The organism is Paenibacillus glucanolyticus, from assembly GCF_037333485.1.
GTDB lineage: Bacteria > Bacillota > Bacilli > Paenibacillales > Paenibacillaceae > Paenibacillus_AQ > Paenibacillus_AQ glucanolyticus.
Genome location: NZ_CP147845.1, coordinates 5,692,501 through 5,716,792, shown reverse-complemented (window position 1 = coordinate 5,716,792; position 24,292 = coordinate 5,692,501). Strand labels below are relative to the sequence as shown.

The 24,292-nt window shown below is 50.2% G+C and carries 16 protein-coding genes and 1 riboswitch (1 of these 17 cut by a window edge); all 16 genes read left to right on the top strand.

Annotated features, from left to right (window positions below; genetic code table 11):
* Nucleotides 1-312 precede the first annotated feature (312 nt).
* Nucleotides 313-2,091: a sensor histidine kinase gene (locus WDY75_RS26505; protein WP_006208236.1), complete on the top strand. Its 1,779-nt coding sequence runs from the start codon at nt 313-315 to the stop codon at nt 2,089-2,091.
* Nucleotides 2,066-3,613 carry a response regulator gene (locus tag WDY75_RS26500; RefSeq protein ID WP_063478577.1) on the top strand — a complete coding sequence of 516 codons (1,548 nt, stop codon included), beginning with the start codon at nt 2,066-2,068 and terminating at the stop codon, nt 3,611-3,613. Before WDY75_RS26505 ends, WDY75_RS26500 begins: the two co-directional genes overlap by 26 nt.
* A gap of 141 nt (nt 3,614-3,754) precedes the next feature.
* Nucleotides 3,755-5,077 carry a sugar ABC transporter substrate-binding protein gene (locus WDY75_RS26495; protein WP_063478578.1) on the top strand — a complete coding sequence of 441 codons (1,323 nt, stop codon included), beginning with the start codon at nt 3,755-3,757 and terminating at the stop codon, nt 5,075-5,077.
* Nucleotides 5,078-5,107: 30 nt separating this feature from the next.
* Nucleotides 5,108-6,061 carry a carbohydrate ABC transporter permease gene (locus WDY75_RS26490; RefSeq protein WP_036638810.1) on the top strand — a complete coding sequence of 318 codons (954 nt, stop codon included), beginning with the start codon at nt 5,108-5,110 and terminating at the stop codon, nt 6,059-6,061.
* A gap of 32 nt (nt 6,062-6,093) precedes the next feature.
* Nucleotides 6,094-6,927, top strand: coding sequence for a carbohydrate ABC transporter permease (locus WDY75_RS26485; protein ID WP_006208240.1), 834 nt, complete (start codon nt 6,094-6,096; stop codon nt 6,925-6,927).
* Between the two features lie 228 nt (nt 6,928-7,155).
* Nucleotides 7,156-8,697, top strand: a complete 1,542-nt coding sequence (locus WDY75_RS26480; protein ID WP_006208241.1) for a helix-turn-helix domain-containing protein — start codon at nt 7,156-7,158, stop codon at nt 8,695-8,697.
* An 18-nt stretch (nt 8,698-8,715) separates the two neighbouring features.
* The gene (locus tag WDY75_RS26475; RefSeq protein ID WP_006208242.1) at nt 8,716-10,560 is read left to right on the top strand and encodes a sensor histidine kinase; all 1,845 of its coding nucleotides are present in this window, start codon (nt 8,716-8,718) and stop codon (nt 10,558-10,560) included.
* Nucleotides 10,532-12,064 carry a response regulator gene (locus WDY75_RS26470; protein WP_063478579.1) on the top strand — a complete coding sequence of 511 codons (1,533 nt, stop codon included), beginning with the start codon at nt 10,532-10,534 and terminating at the stop codon, nt 12,062-12,064. The genes WDY75_RS26475 and WDY75_RS26470 overlap by 29 nt, the downstream gene beginning before the upstream one ends.
* 124 nt (nt 12,065-12,188) lie before the next feature.
* Entirely contained in the window at nt 12,189-13,886 is a 1,698-nt protein-coding gene (locus tag WDY75_RS26465) for an ABC transporter substrate-binding protein (RefSeq protein WP_036638820.1), read from the top strand.
* Between the two features lie 84 nt (nt 13,887-13,970).
* Entirely contained in the window at nt 13,971-14,936 is a 966-nt protein-coding gene (locus tag WDY75_RS26460; protein WP_036638823.1) for a sugar ABC transporter permease, read from the top strand.
* A gap of 2 nt (nt 14,937-14,938) precedes the next feature.
* The gene (locus tag WDY75_RS26455; RefSeq protein WP_006208246.1) at nt 14,939-15,898 is read left to right on the top strand and encodes a carbohydrate ABC transporter permease; all 960 of its coding nucleotides are present in this window, start codon (nt 14,939-14,941) and stop codon (nt 15,896-15,898) included.
* Nucleotides 15,899-16,276: 378 nt separating this feature from the next.
* A complete protein-coding gene (locus WDY75_RS26450; RefSeq protein WP_063478580.1) occupies nt 16,277-17,284 on the top strand; it encodes an AAA family ATPase in 1,008 nt (335 codons plus the stop codon).
* A complete protein-coding gene (locus WDY75_RS26445; RefSeq protein ID WP_063478581.1) occupies nt 17,281-18,579 on the top strand; it encodes a DUF58 domain-containing protein in 1,299 nt (432 codons plus the stop codon). The genes WDY75_RS26450 and WDY75_RS26445 overlap by 4 nt, the downstream gene beginning before the upstream one ends.
* Nucleotides 18,548-20,872, top strand: a complete 2,325-nt coding sequence (locus WDY75_RS26440) for a transglutaminase domain-containing protein (RefSeq protein ID WP_063478582.1) — start codon at nt 18,548-18,550, stop codon at nt 20,870-20,872. Before WDY75_RS26445 ends, WDY75_RS26440 begins: the two co-directional genes overlap by 32 nt.
* A gap of 78 nt (nt 20,873-20,950) precedes the next feature.
* Nucleotides 20,951-22,489 (top strand): glutamine-hydrolyzing GMP synthase, encoded by a 1,539-nt coding sequence (gene guaA, locus WDY75_RS26435; RefSeq protein ID WP_006208249.1) that lies wholly within the window; start codon nt 20,951-20,953, stop codon nt 22,487-22,489.
* Between the two features lie 535 nt (nt 22,490-23,024).
* Nucleotides 23,025-23,123: riboswitch (purine riboswitch) on the top strand.
* A 210-nt stretch (nt 23,124-23,333) separates the two neighbouring features.
* A protein-coding gene (locus WDY75_RS26430; RefSeq protein WP_006208251.1) for an NCS2 family permease crosses the window boundary here: on the top strand, nt 23,334-24,292 show its 5' portion. The gene runs 412 nt beyond the window's last position; only the first 959 of its 1,371 coding nucleotides appear in the window; its start codon is at nt 23,334-23,336; the stop codon falls past the right edge of the window.

Below are 24,292 nucleotides of genomic sequence, written 5' to 3'. Positions count from 1 at the left end.
TTCGGGGCCATCTCTTTTTTTATATGGAGATGACCTCGGTGAAGTGAAGCACAGGCTCCAAACATAAGCAGATCGACTTAGGGACAATCATCTTAAAACATAATACGATGTATACACCCGGGAGCAGAGCGAGTTCTGGGTTATGCCAGATACGGGGACTTGGGGAGAAGGCGGGAAGGGGGAAAGCAAACGGTAGAGGAGGTGGAAGAGGAGAGCTTGAAGGAGGAAATGAGGTAAGAAGGCTAAGTATTTATGTAAGCGCTATCAAATAAAGATTCATCATTTTCATTTTACAAAACGGAGGGAGTTTGTATGCGGGGATATCATCGTCTTCATTCGATTGTCATTCAGTTGTTTTTGTTTTTTTTCATCGGCACCACACTCCCGGTACTTATTATGGGTTTCCTGTCGTACAACAAATCGGCATCAATTGTGGAGGAACAAGTCAGTAAAGTTGCCTCTCTCACCATTACTCAAGTCAGTGACAAACTGAATATGTTTTTCAAGAAACTGGACGATTCCTCGATGATGGTGCTGAACAGCAAGGTGGTGCACGGCATTCTGGAGGATCAGGATATGAGCAAATATGATCTGACGCTGAAGGTGAAGGAGGGAAAGGATCTGTTGACCTCCATCATGATTAACTCGCCGGAAATATTGGATGTGTATGTATTCGATGTGCTGCGGAACAATTCGGTCCTCAGTGCCGATTCCCTGATGTCCATCCCGGACCAATGGGATTCCGCTTGGTATCAGTCGATTCTGGAAGCTAACGGCCAGGCGGTATGGTTCGGCCTGTCCGATACCTCCTACCTGAAGCAGACGGGAATGGGATTTCCGGTATTCGGCCTGGGCAGGGCGATACGGAGCTGGGATACGGGGGAGATTGTGGGGGTGATGTTCATCGAGATCATGGGGGATGTCCTGATCGACGAATTAAACCATGTCCAGTTCGGTGATACAGGGTATATGTACGTGGCCAATGATGAGAACCGTTACTTCTATCATCCCGATCCCTCAATGTATGGGAAGCAGTCCCAGATCAAACTGCCGACGGGTCTGACGGAATATAACCTGAACAACAATAAAACACTCATGATTCCGTCGCGCCTGAACAATGGATGGCATGTGGTTGGGATGGTACCGCTTAAGGAGCTGACGGCGGACTCGGCCAGCATCCGGAGTTTCACCGTCTGGATTGTCTTCGGATCGATCCTCGCAGCGATCGGCATCGGTTATTTCATGACCCGGCGGATTGGCAATCCTCTCGTCCAGCTAAGCAGGCTTATGCGCAGAAGCGAAGCAGGAGATCTATCGGTCCGGAGCAAGAATGTAGGTTCCAGTGAAATTGGGCAGCTGGGAAGAAGCTTCAACAAAATGATTGAGCAAATTGATCTGCTGATCAGGCGGATTGCCGCGGAGGAGTCCGAGAAGAAAAAAGCGGAAATCCGTGCACTGCGGTACCAGATTAATCCCCACTTTCTCTACAATACGCTGAATTCCATCCGCTGGATGGCCAAGCTTAACCGGACTAACGACGTGGATCAATCGGTCACCGCCCTTGTTCATCTGCTGGAGGGGAGCCTGGAGCGCAATGGCGTGTTCATACGGCTCGGTGACGAGCTGGAGCAGCTCCGTAAATACATGATTATTCAGAATTATCGTTACGACCATCAGATTGAACTAAGGATCGATTGTCCTGAGGATATGGAGGACATCCATATTCCCCGGATGCTGCTGCAGCCAATTGTGGAGAATGCGATCTTTCATGGGATTGCGCCGCTGGATGACACGGGCGTGATTCAGATCAGGATTTCATCGCAGCAGCAGGATGTCCTGGTACAGATCGAGGACAATGGGATCGGCATAAGACCTGAGCGAATAACAGGACTGCTCTCGCATGATCAGGATCACTCCAAACACGGCATGACCCATATCGGGCTGCGTCATGTTCACCAAACGGTCCAGCTGTATTATGGCAGCGGCTACGGAGTGTGGGTGGAGAGCCGGGAACACGAAGGTACACGGGTCACTATCACCTTTGCCAAGGAAAGGGGGGACGCTTATGTACAGAGTGCTGCTCGTGGATGACGAGGCAATCGCTCGTACAGGACTTCGATCCACCTTCGATTGGGAGAAGCACGGTTATCGGCTGGTCGGAGAGGCCTCCAATGGACAGCGGGCAATGAAGTGGATTCTGAACGGGGATCTCGACATTCTGATCACCGATATCGCGATGCCCATCATGGATGGCTTGGAGCTGACCCGCCGGACCCGAGAGCTGTGTCCATGGGTGAAGGTGCTGCTGCTCAGCTGCCACAGCGATTTCGAATTCGTGCGCGAAGGCATCAGGCTTGGCGCATCGGATTATATTCTTAAGCCGACGCTGGACCCGGACTCGCTCGGTGCCATACTCGATCAGATGCGTTCGAAGCTGGAAGAGGAGCGGCAGATGCAGCGGATTCTGACGGAGCATGAGCAGCAGCAGCGGCGGAACAAGAAGAAGGCCGATGAGAAAATACTGTTTCAGGCCTTATCCGGCGATCCAAATGCGATAGAAGATTTGGAAGCCAGGAGTCATGGCGGCTCTTATATGATGGCTGTGCTTCAGCTTGATTCCGACATAGGAGATCGGGCGGCGGGGGGACAGCAGAAGGATTGGCATGACAGAATCGAACGGCTTCTGGAGCTGTTATATGACCAGGTCCCGGAAGCGCTGGCAGCGCGGCTGGAAACGGACCGGATCGCGGCCTACGTACCAGTGCGTCCCGAAGAGAGGCGGGAAGTCAGCGAAGCGGGCATCAAGCTGCCAATTCGCTGTATCATCGGACTGAGCCGAGGCTTCAACAGCATAGGCAAGCTGCATGAGGCTTTTCAAGAAGCCGTTGAAAGTCTGGAGGGGCTTTTCTTTTATAGGGATAAACAGATTCTTCATGCGGAGGATAGGCTCCTCGTGGATGCCGAATCGGCACAGGAAGGTTCAACTTCCGGACTGTATGGCTTTAGAGCGGGGCTGGCTGTTGGGAATATGGATAAAAGCGAAGTGGAGCTGCAGGCGATCATGGAGCGCTGGAAGCCTGGAAGGATGAACAAACCTGCGGTTCTTAAAGAAGCAGAGGGCATTCTGGGACTGCTGGCCATGCATTATCTCCCTGGCGGTCCGGCGCTGCCCCAGGCAGGAGAAGCGGGGCGGCTTCGATCGGTGGAGGAGGTAAAAGGGCTTGTTCTTGAAGCTTTCCGCATGCTGCGTGAGGAAGCCATCCGTCACCCCGTCCCGGAATCCACGCTGCATGAGCGGATTGTGCTGCAGGCTGTTCAATATATTAACGCCCGCTTTACCGAGCCCATATCTCTGCAGGAGGTGGCGGACGACGTGGCTGTAAGCCGCAACTATTTTAGTGAAATGTTCAAGCGCGTCACCGGGCACAACTTTATCGATTATGTGATCGACCTTCGACTGAAACGCGCCAAGGAGCTGCTCTCCACGACCTCGCTCAGAGTGTATGAAGTAGCTGACCGATCCGGATTTAATGATGTGAAATACTTCAGCAAATTGTTCAAGAAGCTGGTAGGGATTTCGCCGGCTGAGTACCAGGGACAGCACCGTAAATGATCAAAACTTCATAGATCGGAAAAGAAGCCACTTTTTCGGAACATAATCCGTTCAAATGCTTTTTGCCAAAATTTTATAATTAAAGCGGTTACAAAGTGCTGTGCCAGCAAAACTAAATCGGGTTTGAATGGAGGAAATGAAATGACAAGGAAACAGGTAAGAGGGTCGTTGCTTGTAATCATTCTTCTACTATCATCCATGCTTCAGGCGTGTGGAGGAGGCGGAACTACGGAGGGCGGAGATTCGGGAAGCAGCGAGAAGGTCAAGATTAAATGGGCGAGCTGGGGGAATCCCGGAGAGCTTAGCCGCTACCAGGAGCTGACCAAGGATTTCAACAAGAAGCATCCAGATATCGAAGCCGAATTCATTCCAATTCCCGGCGAGTATGATCAGAAAATATTAACCCAATTAACGGGAGGGACAGCGCCGGATATTTTTTACGCCGGTGACGGTCTGATCGTGAAATTGATCGAGAATCAAAGCATTGAGAATTTAACCCCCTACATGGATGCCCCGGAGAGCTTGATCAAGAAGGAGGATTACTTCGAGGGCTTGTGGGGAGCAGCGGTGCGGGATGGGCAGACTTACGGCGTGACGGTGGATTGCAACCCGATGGTGTTGTGGTACAACAAGAAGGTGCTGAAGGAAGCGGGTATAACCGAGATGCCTGCCGATCTTCAGGCGAATGGACAATGGACCTGGGACAAGTTCAAGGAAATGTCGGACAAGATCCGGGACAGCAAGAAATACGGCTACGTGCTGGATAATTCCTGGAACAGTTATCACAGCTGGGTTACCTCGAATGGAGGCCAGGTCTACGATGACGAGGGGAATTTCGTGGCGGCTTCGGATCCCAAGGCAATGGAGGCTTTCAAGTTCCTGTACGACAACGTGAAGTCCAAGAACATTACGTTCTCCGGGACGCTTCCCAAAGGGCAGGGCGGGGACGCCATGTTTATGTCCAACCAGGTCGGATTTGTTGCTGCGGGACGGTGGTATCTGCCGCTGTTCAAGAAGAATCAAGGACTTGAGTATGACGTGGTAACTTGGCCTACCAACACCGGCAACAAAATCGAGCCGGCCGGTATCCCAACGGCATTCCTGGTCATGAACAAGGCAGCGAAGAATAAGGAAGCAGCCTATACCTTTTTCTCCGAGTATGTAAGTAAAGAAGGTCAACGTTACCGCCTGCAGGGCGGTGGCAATGCGGTCCCGTCGGTACAAGGCACGGATGATGTGGTCCTGGAAGGAAATCTGCCGGAGCATGCCCAGTTATTCCTCGATGCTCGTGAGATCGGGTATTCCCTGACGCCGTTCGAGGCGGGCATTCCGGGTCTCAGCCAGGATATCACATCCAAATTCGAGGCACTGTGGCTGAAAGATCAGGATCTTGAAAGCTCCCTGCAGGACATTCAGGATATGGCTAATAAGAAAATTCAGGATTACAAGAGCGGCAAGAACTGATCAAGCTCTGGAGAGGAACGGTGAGAAGATATGAAGACGCAGCCTGCTGGAAGCCCCGGAGCCTCTCCTTCTCCGGAGCAGCTCCCGGAGAGGAGAACAACCTCCTTAACAAGCAAGACATCCGACGGTTTATGGGGCTACTTTTTTATCCTTCCCCAGATGATCGGACTGATCGCTTTTTCATTAATTCCGCTGATTTCGGCTTTTGTTATCAGCATGATGAACTGGGACGGGATGGGAGCCAAGAAGTTTATCGGACTCCAGAATTTCATATCCCAGCTTCAGGATGAGGAGTTCCATATCGCCCTGGTCAACACGGTGTATTATACGATTCTATCGGTACCGACAGGCATTATTCTGGCCATGCTGGTGGCGGTAGGCTTAAACCGGGTTCGCGGGAAAATCCTGTACCGGCTGATCTACTTCATGCCGAACATTACAATGTCCGTCGCAGTGGCCGTTGTGTTTATGTGGCTGTTCAACGCAGACTTTGGGCTCATTAACATGTATCTGCAGCAATGGTTCGGTATTACGGGACCTTCCTGGCTGACGGATTCCAGATATGTCATGCCCTCGATTGCCCTCTTGAGCGTATGGATGGGACTCGGGGGGAACATGGTGCTGTTCCTTGCCGGACTTCAGGGGATATCCAGAAGTTATTATGAGGCAGCCGAGATTGACGGTGCAGGCAAATGGCAGCAGTTGATTCATATTACGATTCCACTGCTGTCGCCGACAACCTTTTTTGTAACGATCATGTCCATTATCGGTTCCTTCCAGGTGTTCGACCAGTCCTTTGTCATGACCTCCGGCGGACCGGCGAAGGCGAGTTATACTCTCGTGTATCACATTTACGAGACAGCCTTTGCGGACTTTACCTTCGGCAAGAGCACGGCGTCAGCCGTCATCCTGTTTGTGATGATCCTGTCGCTCACCTTGTTCCAGATGAAAATGTCCAAACGGTGGGTTCATTACGAAGACTAACGGATCCATGCGAGGAAGGAGGAGGAGAATGAATGATACATCGGGGATTGAGAATGTCCACCGTCGTGCTGCACATCGTTCTGATCATAGGTGCTTGTATTATGGCACTGCCGTTTGTTTGGATGGTGCTCAGCTCGCTCAAGGATTTGTCGCAAGTATTCGTGGTGCCGCCCAAATGGATTCCGGACCCGTTCATCTGGTCCAACTATAAGGATTCCCTGACGGCACTGCCCTTCGGGCGCGCATACTTTAACAGCTTTTATATCAATATGATTGTCGTCCTCTCACAGCTAGTTACCTGTTCCATGGCAGCCTATGCTTTTGCCAAAATCACGTTCCCGTTTCGGGAGCCGCTGTTCATTCTGTTTCTGGCCACCATGATGGTGCCGGGACAAGTGACCATCATTCCGCTATATCTGATCATGAAAAATATCGGATGGCTGGACACGCATCTGGCGATTATTGTCCCTTCGGCGTTGCTCAACGCATTCGGGGTGTTTCTGCTCCGGCAATTCTTCCGGGGAATTCCGAAAGAGATGGAGGAGGCCGCCATTGTGGATGGCGCGAACCGCTGGACGATCTACGCCCGGATCATGCTCCCTTTGATTAAACCGGCGCTGTCGGCACTCGGCATTTTCACCTTTCTCGGGATGTGGAACAACTTCTTTAATCCGCTGATCTTTCTCAGCAGCACGGATAAGTTCACCGTTCCGATGATGCTGAATCTGTACCGCGGCATGTATTCCACAGACTGGACACTGATGATGGCGGGGGCTTCCATAGCACTGATTCCGGTCCTTATCGTATATATCATCGGCCAGAAATATATTATTGAGGGCGTCACCTTATCGGGAATTAAAGGGTAGCTGATAGGTGATAGGAATAACCCGTAAGCTGGATTCTTAGATGACAGAATCCGCTTGCGGGTTATTTGCGTTCTGCGCCTGAATGGCCTTGTAGAACCAGGCACCATCACGATTAGCGTTCACATCAATTTATACAAGTCAGTATATTCTCATAGGTATACTAGTATGGTAGTATAAAGTAAAATGAGTGCGCTTACATAATACGCTTCACTAAGGGAGACGATGACGATGTTCAATGTACTTCTGGTGGATGATGAACCATGGGTCCTGGAGGGGCTTAGGACCATGATTGACTGGAACCGGTTCGGATTCCAAATATGCGGAGAAGCCCTGAGTGCTCCGGAAGCGTTGAAGTTAATAGAACGATTGCAGCCGGAGCTGGTCATGACGGATATCCGCATGCCTGTGCTGAACGGTCTGGAATTGATTGAGCACAGCAATCGGACAATGCCCCATCCACCGAAATTCGTGATTCTGAGCGGATATGATGATTTTGGATACGCCCACAACGCCATGCAGCAGCGGGTTGCGGAATATTTGCTCAAACCGATTGATGATGAAGAGATCGAAGCCCTGTTAGCCAGACTGAGCCATGTGATCCGGGATGAGTATGAAACCGAACATAGCCATCAGATGAAAGCGGGCATCGCCATCCATTATCTATTGAATCGATTAATTCAGGATGGGGATAACCACGATATAGCGGAGCAAGTCCGCAAGGCGATGTTGATCCAGGGAGAGCCGGAGCTTCGGTGTCTATTGATTGATACGGAGTCCTCGGGCATGGACTTGATGAAATGGATTGCCAATCATGGCCCCGAGGGACTGCTCGGATGCTTTCAGGATAGCAGCGGCAGTCTCGGAGTCCTGCTTCGTGTTGAGCAGCAGGCCCCTGATGACGTTATGGAAACCGCGCTTCAATTGCAGTCCGCACTGGTCCAGGAGCTGGGAGGGCCGGTTATCGTGGCATTGAGTGCCATGGGGAGAGGAATTCAGGCCGTCGGGGAGCTTTACCGGCAAAGCGCGGAGGTGCGTCATTATAGACGAAGCCAAGGAAGAAGCGGCGTGTTTTGTTATCAGGAGCTGAGGAGAATGGCCGATTCCCGGGAATTTCCGTTCGGGCGGGTCGAAGATTTAATGTCGATGATCCTGGCAGGGGAGTCCCAACCAATCGAAGCATGTTTGGAGCGGATCTTCGCAGTCATGACCGATTACATGCCGGATCTGAGAGCCATTCGGGCCGATGTGGCTGATCTGGAGTTGTCGCTGTGCAGAACAATCGCCGAGATGAATGGGGATCCGGATATTTTCATGAACAGGCTGCAGGAGGAGCTTGGCAATCTGGATGATGCCTGCAATGGTGCAGCGCTTAAGAACTACGTGCGGCATCTCGCGCTCCAAGCCTCCTCACTGCTCGCTGAGTTGAGGAAGCACAACGAGCACAACACGATTTTTCAAGTGATTCAGTATGTCGACCGGGAGTACCGGAGTAAGCTGCAGCTTCAGGAGTTGGCACAGCATTTTCACATGAACGCCACCTATTTGGGACAGCTGTTCAAGAAGCACGCAGGCAGGCCTTTTAAGGAATATGTCAATGACAAGCGGATTGAAGAGGCCAAGCTGCTGCTGAAGCGAAGCGGGATGAAGGTGTCCGAGGTTGCACAGCATGTCGGGTTCCCGAACGCGGACTATTTCATCCATAAATTTAAGATGACAACCGGGATGCTGCCCTCGAATTACAAGAATAATGAGGATAGCAAGCTGCGCTAATCCGGGAGGGTGCCTTTTATGAAGAGGATGTTCGGACGGGGAAATTTCGTAAACGATATTCCACTGAAATATAAATTCTTTCTTATTTTTGTCATAGGTGTGCTGCTGCCTATTCTGGTGATTAACTTGATGTTCATGGATCGAATGTCGGAGCTGATCAGGGAGAGAGAAGAGCAGAACCTTGACATATCGATGGAGCGGGCAAGAAAGGATATCCATAATTTCATAGACGGCGGCGTGGCAGTAAGCCATGCCCTGAGCACCGATAAGACACTCTACGAAATGCTCGATCGGGAATATGAGTCGCAATTGGATTTCTATGAGACCTTTGATGAACAGCTGCGGAATCGGGTAATCAGCTACATTCCGGTCAACAACCAGATTCAGCGAATCAGTATCTTCACCGGCAATCCCTCCATTGTGTCCGGGGGCAACTATCATGTGATCAATGACGATGTGCTTGATAGTGATTGGTTTAAGCTGTGGAGCAATTCGACCCACCCGGTGCTGGTGGCAGCATACAGGGCAACGGAGGCGAATAACTCCGCTTCGACGGTTCCGTATTTAAGCGTGATTGAGAAAATGGCTTATTTTGATAACTATGACACCTATGAGAAGCTGCTTCGAATTGATATCGACTTAAGCAAAATCTATGACGTCATTGTACGGGAACGCGATTATCTGGATATGTATTTAGTGAACGAGAACAACGAGATCATCATGTCGGCCAGCAGCGGTTACGAGAGAGGGAAGTACGATGCTTATCCGGTGTTTGACTTGGAGCAGTACGATGAAGAGGATCGGCATGTGTTCTCCATCGGAACGGCCAGGTATGTTAAGGGATGGAAGCTGATCGGCATAACCCAGGGCAACCGGATAACGAGCGCCATGCTGGACATGCAGCTGTTTACCGTCATTTTGGCAGCTGTGGTTACGCTGATCGCTGCGATTTTTATTACGGTTATGCTCAGGTCTTACAATTACCGTGTGAAGCGACTGTCCCGTCATATGCAGAAGGTGAGCAATGAGAAGTTTGATCTGATCGAAATTGATGAAGGACGGGACGAAATTGGCGGACTCATCCGTAATTTTAATCAGATGACAACGAAGATGAACTCTCTGATCAACAATGTGTATAAGCTGGAAATTCAGAAGAAGGACCTGGAGATGGAGCGGGTCCGGGCTGAATTGAACTTTTTGCAGAGCCAGATGAATCCCCATTTCCTGTTTAATACCCTTAACGCGATATTAGTGGTCTGTACGAAGAACCAATATTCGGATGTGACGGACATCATTAAGAGTTTGTCCAAGCTGCTCCGCAGATTATTAAGCTGGAGAGAGGATTTGGTCTCTGTTGAGGAAGAAATAAGGTTTATTGAAATGTATCTCAAAATCGAAAAGTTTCGGTTTCGGGATAAATTTGAATATCAATTCCATATCGATGTGGAAGCGCTTCATTATAAAATACCGAAAATGAGCATTCAGCCTCTCGTTGAGAATGCCTGCAAATACGGTCTGCAAACGGTGGATGGAGCCGGTCTTGTTACGATCAGCGCTTCCGTAGCCAGCGACTATCTTCATATCGTCATCTCGGATAACGGGAAGGGCATTGAGCAAGACAAGCTCCGGGACATCATCCTGTCGGTTCGCAACGAGCAATTCTCGGGCAACAGCTTTGGTATCCGAAATGTCTACCGGAGGCTGGAATTGTACTATAACGATCATGTCATTTTCAATATTGCCAGCAGCCCGAATCAGGGGACAACGGTTTCGTTCGAGATTCCGATCAAACTGCTTGAAACTCAGGAGCAAGGGAGCGGAGGAGGGGAGAGCCATGACATTCAACGTGCTCTTGATCGATGATGAACCGGGTGCGCTGGAAGGGCTTGCGCTGTGGATTGATTGGGAACGCCTTGGGTTTAACATCTGCGGGACTTGCAGCAACGGACTTGAAGGGCTGCAGAAGATGGTTGAATATAAGCCGGATTTGGTCATCACGGACGTGAATATGCCGCTCATGGACGGACTTCTCATGATTGAAACGTGGCAGCAGGAGTATCCCGACAGCGGGGTTAAGTTTGTAGTCATGAGCGGATACAGCGAATTCGAATATGCAAGGAAGGCACTGCGCCATGGAATCAACCACTACATACTGAAACCTGTTATCGGGGAAGAGGCCGAGGAGGAATTGAGCAGGATTCATGAGGAGCTTGTGCAAGAGAAGAACAGATTCAATCTCGGGGTCATTGCCATGCGAGAAGAAGCCATTTCTCTGATCAAGCATTCACTGCTGGAGCTGCCGCTTAAAGATAGCGGGCTTGTGAAACTTCAGGCAATATCCTCGGCGCGTGAAGCATGGAGTTGCTGCCTGATCCAATCGGAGCCTTCCCTGATGGCAAGCGTCAGGGAGACGATTGCCAGTTTGTCCGTTCAGATGGAAGGAGAGTATGTGATCGATCTGGAACCGAACCGAATAGGTTTGGTTTATGGACATTCCGCAAGCGGAGAGAGCGAGTCTTCTGATACGCTGCGGGAGCTGCTCCACCGTCATGCCGGTCAGCGGTTGATTGCGTCAGAGGGAGCGACTGAGCCTTCTCTTCTGAATATCCATCGCTGCTACCTGACCGCGAAGGAAGCCATCGAGCATAAATTTTATGATACGGATTATGGTGGAAGCATTTCTTATCGTGAGATACGGGATCAACCGTTTCACTATCATTATCAGATCAGCCTGATGGATGATGTGATCAGGTCTGTGGAGCTGCTGGACAAGGCGGGGTTCCGTGAAGCTGCCACCATCGCGGCATCCGCATTTCGAGAGCTTTGGATCGCACCTGGAATTGTGAAAAAAATGGTGATCCATGTCCTGTACAGGATCATAGGCTTGGTGAAAGAGGCAGAGGGCGCTGAGCCTCAAAATCTGTCCAGCAAATACAACGTAGCCGGATTAACAGACGGGGTCACCCATCTGGATGACTTGATCGGGGATTTGATACGCTGCGGCGAAGAGTGTATTGAGCATCTGCTCGTACAGCAAGCACGGCAATCGCAAGGAGTAATACAAGAAATCAACCATTATATCCATTTGCATTACCGCGAGAATCTAACCATTAAGAGATTGGCGGAACTCTTTTATTTACATCCTGTCTATCTCGGCCAACTGCTGATTCGAAAGAACGGTATTGGCTTCAGTGAACTCATCCATAATTTGCGGATCGATGAGGCCACCGCGCTGCTGAAGCAGAACAAGCTCAAGAACAGCGAGATTGCGGATCGGGTCGGTTATAGCCACTACAACCAGTTTCTTAAGCATTTTGAAAAAAGATGGGGCATGTCGCCGAATGAATTCAAAAGCGGGATGTTCTAAAGTTTTTAAGGTTAATGCTTTAGTTATAGTATAGTCCGACTTTGAAAGCGCTTTTAAAATATAGATAGGTTACAAGCATGCGGGTTCGTACACGATGTAACCACATTATTACGGAGGTGCTTTTATGGGGGGAAAGACAAAATCATGGCTTCGGCTCAGCACGGTATTGCTGTTGTCGCTCAGCGTTGTCCTTGGGGGCTGCGGGAGCGGAAACGGAAATAATGCGGCCACGCCGGAAAAAAAGGACTCCGCGGAACAAACAACACCCGGAACAGACGGGAATAAGGTAGAGCCATTTGAAGTCAGTGTCTTTATCGGCGAGGCTGGCCAGCAGCCGACGCCGGATAACAAAATTTATAAGAAGATCAAGGATGAGCTGGGTGCCAGCTTCAACTTTGAGTTTCTGGCTGGCGACATCAATCAGAAGCTGGGCGTCATGATAGCCGGTTCTGATTATCCGGATATGATGACTGGAAATACGAAACTTACAGCTGCCGGTGCTTACATTCCACTAGAAGATCTCATTGAAGAGCATGCTCCGAACTTGAAGAAGCATTATGAAGATTACTGGAACATGATGAAGGACCCTAATGACGGGCATATCTATATTCTTCCGAACTATGGCGTGTTCAACGGTAAATTGAACAGCTCCTGGTATTCAGGACCGGCATTCTGGATTCAGAAGGCTGTGCTGGAGGAGTTCGGTTATCCGAAGGTCAAAACGCTCGACGAATACTTTGATCTGATCGGCAAGTACAAGGAAAAATATCCGACGATCGACGGCAGTCCAACGATCGGGTTCGAGATCTTGAACTATGACTGGAGAAACTGGGGCCTGTTCAATGCACCGCAGCATTTGATCGGACATCCGAATGACGGCGGTGTTGTTGTCAAGGATGGAGTTGCCGAGGTGTTTGCCAACAAGGATTACGCCAAGCAGTATTACCAGAAGCTGAACGAAATGAATGCGCAGGGCCTGATTGATAAAGAGACTTTTGTGCAGAACTACGATCAGTATCTTGCCAAGTTATCCAGCGGGACGGTTCTCGGCATGTTCGACCAGCACTGGAATTTCCAGAATGCTGAGAATTCCCTGATCACGCAGGGCAAGGACGAAAGAACGTACGTCGGCCTTCCGCTGGTCTATGATGAGAACACCAAGGATCATTATCGTGACCGTGCACCGCTCAATTTGAATAATGGATTCGGCATCAGCGTGAATGCCAAGGATCCCGTGAAGATTCTGAAGATGCTGGATGCGTTGATTACGGAAGATTGGCAGAAAGTGCTGAGTTGGGGGATTGAGGGCGAAGATTACATCGTGAATGAGGAAGGCCGCTTTATGAAAACGCAGGAGCAGCGTGATGCATTTACGGACGGAACTTGGAAATTGGCAAACAAAGCAGATGCGTTCTTCGGTTTCGCTCCAAAAATCGAAGGAAGCTTCAGTGACGGAAATGCTACGGATGCTGCGGCTCAGCCTGAGGAGTACAAAGCCGGTCTGAAGGAGTATGACAAGAAATTCCTTGAAGCGTACGGCTTCGACAGCTACGTGGATTTCTTCAGCGAACCGCCGGAGAATGAGGTTGCTTACCCGGCATGGACCATCGATCTGGTTGAAGGATCGGAAGCGAAGGTGGTCAATACCAAGCTGAACGACTTGTCTACCAAATTCCTGCCAAAAGCGATCCTGGCTAAACCGGCCGATTTCGAATCTGCATGGAGTGAGTATACGGCTGAAATCGGTAAGATCAACATTAAAGCCTATGAAGACCGCATTAATGAACAGATCCAGTGGAGAATTACGAACTGGAGCAAATAATGTTCAGGCAAGGTCAGGAGGTGGAGGGCGTGCAATTAGCCTTCCACTTTCTAAAATTAAGGTTTGTGGGGAGAGCAGCTTGATATGGATGAGACCTTAGCGAAAAAGAGAGCCGTCCGAAATCCCAAGAGGGGAAAGAAACAGCCTATCACATGGAACCTCATCAAAAATCAGAAACAGCTGATTATGATGTCCGTCCCGCTGATGCTGTACATTATATTGTTTGCCTATGTTCCGGTATGGGGCTGGACGATGGCTTTCCAGGATTACAAGCCAGCCAAGGATTTCGGAGAACAAGCCTGGGTAGGCTTTAAGCACTTCAAGTTCCTGTTTACGGACGACAACTTTTTGCGCGTGCTGCGCAATACGGTGGGCATGAGTTTGATTAACCTCGTGCTCGGGTTTGTTACCGCCATTATACTGGCGCTGCTGTTAAACGAAATCAAGAAAGTGTTTTGGAAAAGAACCGTTCAGACCATCTCGTATCTCCCTCACTTCTTGTCCTGGATTATCGTAACGGGCATCGTGGCTACCTCTCTTGCCTCTGACGGGATCATCAACGATCTCCTGATGAAACTTCAGGTGATTAAAGAACCGATCCTATGGCTGAGCGAAGGGAAATACTTCTGGGGAATCGTAGGGGGCTCCCATGTCTGGAAAGAGGTTGGCTGGAACACGATCATCTATCTGGCCGCCATCGCTTCCATCGATCCTGCGCTTTACGAGGCAGCTGAGATAGACGGGGCCAGTCGTTATCGCAAGATGCTTCACGTTACGCTTCCTGGCATCAAAGCAACGATCGTTATTTTGCTGATTATGTCCATCGGCCATATTCTTGAAGCTGGATTTGAAGTGCAGTATCTGCTTGGCAACGGGCTTGTGGTGGACTGGGCAGAGACGATTGATATATTCGTATTGAAGTACGGGATTGCCCAAGGAAATTACTCGATGGCGACAGCCGGCGGTATATTTAAGACGGTTGTCAGCGTCACCATGCTGCTGCTTGCCAACTGGACCGCGAAGCGGCTTGGGGAAGAGAGGTTGTTATAGACATGGCAAATCAACAACTCAGCCCGCAGAAAGCGGCAAATGCGCCAGTGAAGAAAAATATTGTAAGAAACCGTGTCGAGCCGGTTCTATTTAATACCTTTAACACGGTGTTCATGATTTTCCTTGTTATTGTTACGCTGTACCCGTTCCTCAACACAATTGCGGTATCGTTTAATGCCGGGAACGATACGATTCGCGGCGGAATCTATCTGCTGCCGAGAGAGTGGACGCTGCAGAATTATAAGGCTGTATTCGCCTCAGGAACGATCTACAATGCATTCTGGATTACGGTGGCCAGAACCGTTCTCTCAACCGTATTGAATATCTTCCTGACCACGATGCTGGCATACACCTTAAGCCGGCGGGAATATGCCTTCCGCAAGCCGATTACACTTGTTTTTGTATTGACGATGTACTTTAACGCCGGTTTGATTCCAGGATATTTCCTGATCAAGGATCTGAACTTGCTGAACAGCTTCTGGGTATACATTCTGCCGTCCATGGTGAGTGCCTTCAACCTGATCGTGATTCGCACCTACATCGGCACGCTGCCCGAAAGTCTGGTTGAATCGGCAAGAATCGATGGAGCGGGGGATTTCAAAATCTTTATGCAGATCATATTCCCGCTGTGCAAGCCGGTTCTGGCTACGATTGCTCTTTTTGTAGCGGTAGGCGCATGGAATACATGGTTTGATGCATTCCTATATACATCTTCCACGCAGAAGCTGAGCACGCTGCAGTATGAGCTCATGAAACTGCTGTCGTCCAGCATGAATTCCAACAGTAATCCTAATGTGGCCGCAGGGGCCGGGATGACTCAGGATTCAGCGACAGCTATGGTAACGCCCTTATCCATACGGGCTGCGGTTACGGTTGTAGCCTCCGTGCCTATTCTGGTCGTTTACCCGTTCTTGCAGAAGTATTTTGTAGTCGGATTGAACGTGGGCAGCGTAAAAGAATAAAACCGTTGCACAAAATGCCAAACTCCTATCATGCAGATCATGAAGGCAAGCATCCCGTGTTATAGTGAAAATCGGCGGGGGACCCGGACGGTTAAGGCTACGAATCAATCATTCATGCGATAGAAAAAGCGATTACTTTGATCTTTTTTAGGTCGGGTAACCGCTTTTTCTTTTGCGCAGCTAAGAAAGAAGGGGATCATCAAACCAACTGCGATGGGGTGCAGATCATTCCGGTTTCTATAGGAGTGAGGCAGTAGAGGTTTCCAGGTTTTCTAGTAAATGATGTCTATCTTCCTTCTTTCTTGGAAAACCTATTCATAGATTCTAAATTTCGAGTGGTTCTAAATCTAATAATCTATGAATACAGGTTGGAGGTTGATGTTCTTGTTTAGTTCATCCATACATGCTGAAGAATCAAATCTTCCGGAATGGGCGCCTGATCTTCTGGGGAGAGTTACCAAGCGGGTTGGCAGTGTCATTGTTGGACATGAGGAGCAAATTTCGTTAACGATGATGGCACTGCTAGCAGGCGGACACGTGCTGCTGGAGGATGTGCCGGGAGTCGGGAAGACGATGCTGGTGAAGTCGGTGGCAGCATTAATTGGCTGCGACTTCAGCCGGATTCAGTTTACTTATGATTTAATGCCGGGGGATATTACGGGCGCATCGGTCTATTATCCTCATACGGGTGAATTCGTTTATAGGCCGGGACCGGTAATGTCCAATATCGTATTGGCCGATGAGATTAACCGGGCGTCGCCGCGGGCGCAATCCGCACTCCTTGAGGCGATGGAAGAAGGACGCGTCACCGTGGATGGTCATACGTATCCGCTGCCAGCTCCGTTCTTCCTGCTGGCAACGCAAAACCCTTACGAATACGAAGGGACAAGCCGTCTGCCGGAAGCACAGCTCGACCGGTTTCTCATGCGATTATCGCTCGGATACCCCAACATGGAGGGGGAACTGGAGCTCCTGGAGCGGGGAATGGGCAGCCCGAGGCTGGAGGATCTGAAGCCGATCATGATGGGGTCCGAGCTCATGAAAATGCAGCAGATGGTTTCCCGTGTATTTGTGGATGACACCATTAAGCGCTACATGGTCAGTGTTGCCGATGCTTCAAGGAAACAGCAGGGCGTGTCTCTCGGGATCAGTCCAAGAGGAACGCTGGCCTGGCTCCGTGCTTCGCAAGCAGCCGCATTTTTGACAGGCCGAATGTATGTCATTCCTGATGATTGCCTTCGTGTCGCTGTGCCTGTGCTGACCCATCGCATCCATCTGGGGCATGATGCACGCGCAGCAGGAGTCACCCCTTATGAAATGGTAGAGTCCATCATTACGAGGTTTGATCTTCCCCGTCAGCGAAGCCGGAAGGGAAGTTTGTCATGAGACGCGGTTTGCTGGAATGGTCGAGGGGGATCGCCATCTGGTTCGCAGCGCTTGGGCTCTATCTGTGGTTAGGCGGGGAATCGCTTCGATTTGTATGGTTAGCGTGTACGTTTCTATTGTTATGCGGGGGGTTAACGAGTTTGTTCGGTCCAACCCGGATGACCATTTCCCGTAGAAGTTCCCCTGCCTGCATACAGGCGGGAGATTCCGTTGAGATGACCGTTCAGATCACCTATCGCTCGATGCTGCCCCTTCCATGGCTCATCGTAACCGATCGGATGGGTGGCAGGGAATATCGCAAGCTTCTGTTTCCTGGCATGCGCAAGCGGCTCGAGTATACCTACCGTCTGAACCAGGTTCCCCGCGGAGTCTGGTCTTCAATCTATAGTGAGGTGGAATGGGGCGATATGTTCGGCTGGTTCAGGACATGCCGGAGTCTGCAAAGTGACACTGGCGGCTTTATCGTACTCCCAAGGCCCATGAAGTGGCCCGAGGCCCAGGTGCTTGTGCAGGGAAGCGATATGGACAGAGAGGATGAGCGTGCACGGGTGAGGGTATGGAACGAAACGAGAGGTACCGGCGTCCGTTATTATATTCCCGGTGATCCCATGAACCGGATTCATTGGAAGAACTCCGCGAAGCTTGGACGTCTGCAATCTTTTATGCCGCATGAAGGTTACGGGGTAAGACAGGGAATTGTGCTGGATACAGCGCTTCAAGGTTACTTCGGATATGAAGGAGTGAAACCGGAGGATGCTTTCGAAGAAACCGTATCTGTCGCAGCAGGACTGGTAACACAGCTTCTTCGCGACAGAATGCCATTCAAGCTGCGAATGGATGGGGCTGGTATAGTGAATCAGCTTATCGAGTACAAAGGAGCTTTCTCAGAGCATCATCAGGATATACTGCTGCCGTTTGCTTCCGTTCAGCTGGCTGAGAAGGATTCTGTACGGAGTCCCAGGTTTGAGTTTTCACATAACTCTTCAGAGAAAAATACGGAATGGGCTGTAATGACAGGTGTGTTCCATAAGAATGCGGCTGTTACCGGAATAAACCTGCTGAATGAAGGCAGCAGAAAAGTGACCATTTACTGTACGCAAATGGCAAAGCGGATGAAATCCCCTGTAAACGCATCGCCTGTTCAATGGGGAGATCAGGATCACCCGGAGTGGGCGCATGAATTTTTCAGCAAAGGCGGGAAGCTGGTTTATTTGCAAGAGTTATCGGCTTATGAGAATTCAACCCGGATAGGGGGTGCCGGGTATGATAGGATCCAGCAACAGCTCGTCCGTTGAAGCTGGCCGTCGGGGGAGTGAGAGGTTGGAAGCCAAGCTTCTGCCGAATCTGTTTCATTCCCGATTAACACACGGAACGCTGCTTCATCGTTTTCTTATTACATTGCCTGTGTTGGGGCTCCTGTCAGAGTGGCTCCTGCCGCTTCACACTGCGGGAGAGGGGAGCAGCTACCTTGTGCTGCAAGCCTTATCCCTCTGGGCTGTATTTCTGCTGCTGCAAGGATTGTTTACGTGGCGAGGCTGGGTGTGGCTGCCGCTGAATGCCGTACTGGTAATTTGGCTATGCTCCCAATTATTCGATTATCGGAATCCGCTCGCGTGGTTTGTTGACTACGCTTCGGCGATACTTCCGGATAATGCTGCGGCATTCAGTCGTGCGTGGGAGTTTACAGCGTTAAGCCAGGAGACGAGGACCATCGTCCTGCTCGTTGGGTGGGGGATTATGGTATCTGCCGTCCATATGCTGGCATTACACCGCCGGACCGTCTGGCTGTTTGGCGGTTCGACACTGCTTTATTTAGCTGTGCTGGAATCTGCCATGGAGGAGAGCATCTATCGTGATATGATGCGGGCTGTGTTGTATATTTTGCTGGCACAGGGCATGATGCTGATTCTTAAGCTGAAGCAGGAAACCGTCGAGGGTGCGTGTAGCGATATACAGGTCCATGAGCCTGTAAAAGTCGGTCGCTTGTCGGGATTGCCCGTGCTGCGATGGGGTCTAATTGTGCTGGCAACCTCATTTCTGATAACAGGAGTTACCCGAATGGGAGGAGCCTTGAGCGAGCCTTCGGCAGGCATGGGGTTGTCTTTAACCGAGGTGGCCGAGCGCTTGTCGGGCTGGGGGGAGCGGCTCCGGGGAAATACAGAGCCAGCGGTTCCTGCCTCCCAGGTTACGGGTTATGCTGCTCAGGGAAAAGATTTAGGCGGGCCGCTGACGCTCAGTGATGAGCTGTATTTTACGGCGCAGTCGCCTGTGCGCACCTATTGGCGGGGAGACACTTATAACCTGTATGACGGCCGAAAATGGGGGATTGATCCTTCCATCCGCAAGTCGGTCAAGGTATCCGAAGATCTGAGCGGGATCCTGCCCTTCTGGGAGCGGCCTGCAGGAAACACGCTGGTTCAGACGCTGACTTTTGACAAGGATACGCCCATTCAGACGCTTCTGGCAGGAGGCATCATTACCCGCGTGAATGAGATCCAATCTTCCAGGGAGAGAGGGGCGCCAACCTTATCCGTTGATCGGCTCTCCGAAAGTGTATCTTTACAAGGCCAAAGTGCGGTAACCGGTTATACCATTGAATCTTTATACGATCAGCCTGATGTGCCATCACTTCGAAGTGCGTCTGGTGACGATCCGGAATATATGAAAGAAATGTACCTGCAGCTTCCCGAACAGCTGCCGCTTAGAGTACGCAATTTAGGGGAGGAGATCACCTCGACAGCTGCGAACAGGTATGAAAAGGCCGAAGCTATCGAATCCTATTTGGAGCAGAACTATACGTATTCGCTGCAAACATCGGTGCCGCCTGAGGGTACAGACTTTACGGATCATTTCTTGTTTGATACGAAGGAAGGGTACTGTGTTCATTTTGCTACAACGATGACCGTACTTCTCCGATCTGAAGGCATCCCCGCACGCTATGTAACTGGATTTGCACCTGGCGAGCGGGTCGCGGGAACGGTCGATCGGTACGAGATCGCACAGAAGAATGCGCATGCCTGGGTTGAAGTCTTTTTTCCCGATCATGGCTGGGTGACGTTTGATCCGACCCCCGGGTTTGGCATTGAGCCGATGTCGCCACTTTCGGTTGCCAGCGATTCAGCTCCTGCCGGGTTTAAGCCTTGGTTAGACTTCTGGGATTCCGTCATTAACGCAGCCGTTAAAGTATTACTTCTGATATCCGTGATCGGTCCCGTGATGTTTGGGGGCTTACTTCTGCTTATTCTTCCTGTCATCGTGGCAGCCATTTATCAAATTCCGGCCGTTCGCGAGAGGTTTGCCTTCATCCGGATGGCCAGAACGATAGCGGTAAGCAGGCGTGAGGGTCTTGTATCCGCTTCCGTACTGGTTTGGGACAAGCTGCAGCGCCGGTTTGGAGCCTTGGAGAGAGGGCAGACCCTTCGTCAATATGTCCATTCCTTGTCGATTGCCGATGTCGAATTCAGAGCGGATCTGGAGCAGTTTGCACAGCGCTGGGAGCGGGCGGCATACAAGGACGAACCTTGGTCCCGTACGGAAAAAGTACTCTTTTTACGTCAATGCATCCGAATTGTCAAAAAACTGGCATGAAAACAAAGGGCCCTCTTTCTTGACGGTATGAATTGGGGTTGCGTATAATTAATTTCATTAATCAAGGGAGGCCCGGTAATGAATAAGCCTAATGAAATCATCGTAGTTTTGGACTTCGGTGGACAGTACAACCAACTTATAGCACGACGCATTCGCGATCTTGGCGTTTATAGTGAGCTTTTGCCATACAACACGCCCGTCGAGAAGATTAAAGCTCTTTCCCCGCGCGGCATTGTTTTCTCAGGAGGTCCTTCAAGCGTATACGCTGAAAATGCGCCGCATGTGGATCCTGCCATTTATGATCTGGAGCTGCCGATTTTTGGTATTTGCTACGGTATGCAGCTTATGGCTCAGCAGCTGGACGGCAAAGTGGAACGCGCCTCGAAGCGCGAGTACGGTAAGGCCGAATTGGAATTTGCTCCGAACTCAACGCTTGTAAAAGGGATTGAGCAAAAACAAACGGTATGGATGAGTCATGGCGATCATGTGGTATCGCTGCCTTCCGGCTTCAAGCTGGATGCAGGAACGGAATCTGCTCCGATCGCAGCCATGAGCAACGAAGAGAAGAAGCTGTATGCTGTTCAGTTCCATCCGGAGGTGCGTCACTCCGTTCATGGTAATGAGATGATCAAGAATTTCCTGTATGAAGTGTGCGGCTGCGAGGGCAACTGGAGCATGGAGACTTTCATTGAGGATCAGCTTCGTGAAATCCGTGAAGTTGTCGGCGAGCAAAAAGTACTGTGCGCACTGAGCGGTGGCGTTGATTCCTCCGTTGTAGCGATGCTGATTCACAGAGCCATCGGTGATCAGCTGACTTGTATGTTCATCGATCATGGCCTGCTGCGCAAGGGCGAGGCTGAGAGTGTTATGGAGACCTTCGTTGGCAAATTCGACATGAAGGTTGTTAAGATTGACGCTCAGGAACGCTTCATGTCCAAGCTGAAAGGCGTAGACGATCCGGAGAAAAAACGTAAAATCATCGGCAACGAGTTCATCTATGTATTTGATGAGGAATCCAGCAAGTTTGATGATTTTGCATTCCTGGCTCAAGGTACGCTCTATACCGATATCGTTGAGAGTGGTACCGAGACGGCGCATACCATCAAATCTCACCACAATGTTGGCGGGCTGCCTGAAGACATGAAGTTCACGCTGATCGAGCCATTGAAAGCTCTCTTTAAGGATGAGGTTCGCAAGGTGGGCGAAGAGCTTGGCTTGCCTGAAGCAATCGTGCACCGTCAACCTTTCCCTGGACCGGGTCTGGCGATTCGTGTACTGGGCGAAGTGACGGAGGACAAGCTGCAAATCGTTCGTGATTCCGACTACATCCTGCGTGAAGAAATCGCCAAGGCTGGCCTGGATCGCGAGATCTGGCAGTATTTCACGGCGCTTCCGAACATGAAGAGTGTCGGCGTAATGGGTGACGCGCGTACGTATTCCTACACCGTAGGCATCCGTGCTGTAACTTCCATTGACGGCATGACGGCTGACTGGGCTCGTATCCCATGGGATATTCTGGAGAAGATCTCCGTGCGCATCGTGAACGAAGTCGAGAACGTCAACCGCATCGTGTATGACGTGACGTCCAAACCACCAGCAACGATCGAGTGGGAATAGGATCGGAATAGTAAAATATACGCTCCCTTTCATTTGCTTCTTTTGGCAGATGAGAGGGAGCGTTTTTTATGGCCAAAATGACTTGGACAGAAGCTGTATTATGGCCTAGCGATTCAGGCAGAAGCTTCTATGGCCTAGAGATTTGGGCAGAAGCTTCCATGGCCTAGAGATTCGGGCAGAAGCTTTTTTCCAAGAGGCTAATCATTTCTTATGGCTGATCTCCTAATACAATTATAGGGGAGAGGCCTCGGTGCAGGGCTATTTTGTCTTTTTTTTTGTATTTTTATTCTATTTATTGAAGCACCAAGCTAGAGTGAACACCAGAATGATTTTATCGCTTTTCAACGCCACTGTGCGCAGTATCCCACGTTCTGGGGTTGTTTTTTGTCGTATGCGGTCCATTTGTCCTAGATGGGATATGACAAGTGGAGTCAATTTCCGAACGTTTCTTTAAATTAACAAGTTTAATATTCGTTTTTGTTATTGACAAGCTTGGGCTTCTCGTCCTAGAATATGTGTAGAAACTGACATGACAACAACAAATAACGAGCTTTTTCGTATAATCCCGGGAATGGGCCCGGGAGTCTCTACAGGTCACCGTAATGATCTCGCTACGAAAAGAAGAGCGGCAATATAATGATGCGGACTCGTCCAGCATTCGAGACCGGCCAGCTAGATGGAGCAGTGCTCCTGATCCGCTGTCGGTTATTCGATAAGGATGCTGCCTGGCAGCATGCGAATGATTGTTTTGCGGCTCTTTTTTCAAGCGACGGCCCTGGGGATCTATCCTTAGGGTCTATTTGTGTGTTGCCGTGTCATTAATTTTAAGGGGGATATCTCTACAATGGAGCGTTTCTTTAAGCTAAAGGAACACGGAACAAATGTAAGAACCGAGATTATTGCAGGCTTGACCACTTTTATGACCATGGCTTACATCCTGCTGGTCAACAATCTGTTCTTGGGTCCTGAGGGCGCGGGCATTCCGCAGGAAGGCGTGTTCTTCGCCACTGCAGTCGGTGCGGGTCTTGTGACGATGGCGATGGGCTTCTTTGTTAACATCCCGGTTGCATTGGCACCTGGTATGGGATTGAATGCGTATTTCATGACCGTCGTGTTAAGCTCAAATGGAGCGATTACCTGGCAGGCGGCACTCGGCGCCGTATTTATCTCCGGTATCGTCTTCATCATTCTTACGGTAACGAAGGTTCGCCAAATGCTGTTGACGGCAGTTCCGAATAACTTGAAGATTGCAATCACAGTCGGTATTGGCTTGTTCATCACGATTGTTGGACTTAAGCTCGGTAATATTGTTACGGCTTCGATTAATCCGGGAACCGATATTACTCATCCTGTACCGGGTGGTGCCTTCAACCTGGGCTTGGGGAATTTCGTTGAGAACAAAGATACACTGCTTGCGATTATCGGCCTTTTCCTGATCGCCATCCTGATGGTTCTGAAGTTAAAAGGCGCTTTGCTTATCGGTATCGTGCTGACAACGCTGATCGGTATTCCTATGGGAGTTACGGATCTGTCAGGTCTGAGCGGTGCAAGCTGGATTCCTTCATTTGATAATCTGGCTGTCGGTCAGATGGATCTGAAGGGTGCGCTTGGCATTGGTCTAATAGAAGTTATTTTCATTTTTACATTCGTTGAATTGTTTGACACGTTCGGTACGCTGGTTGGTACGGCAGGCCGCGCCGGACTTCTGAAGAACAAAGAGGAAGGCGAGAAGAAGCTTGGTAAAGCGATGCTCGTTGATGCCGGCGGCGTAAGTGCGGGTGCGTTCCTTGGAACGAGCACAAT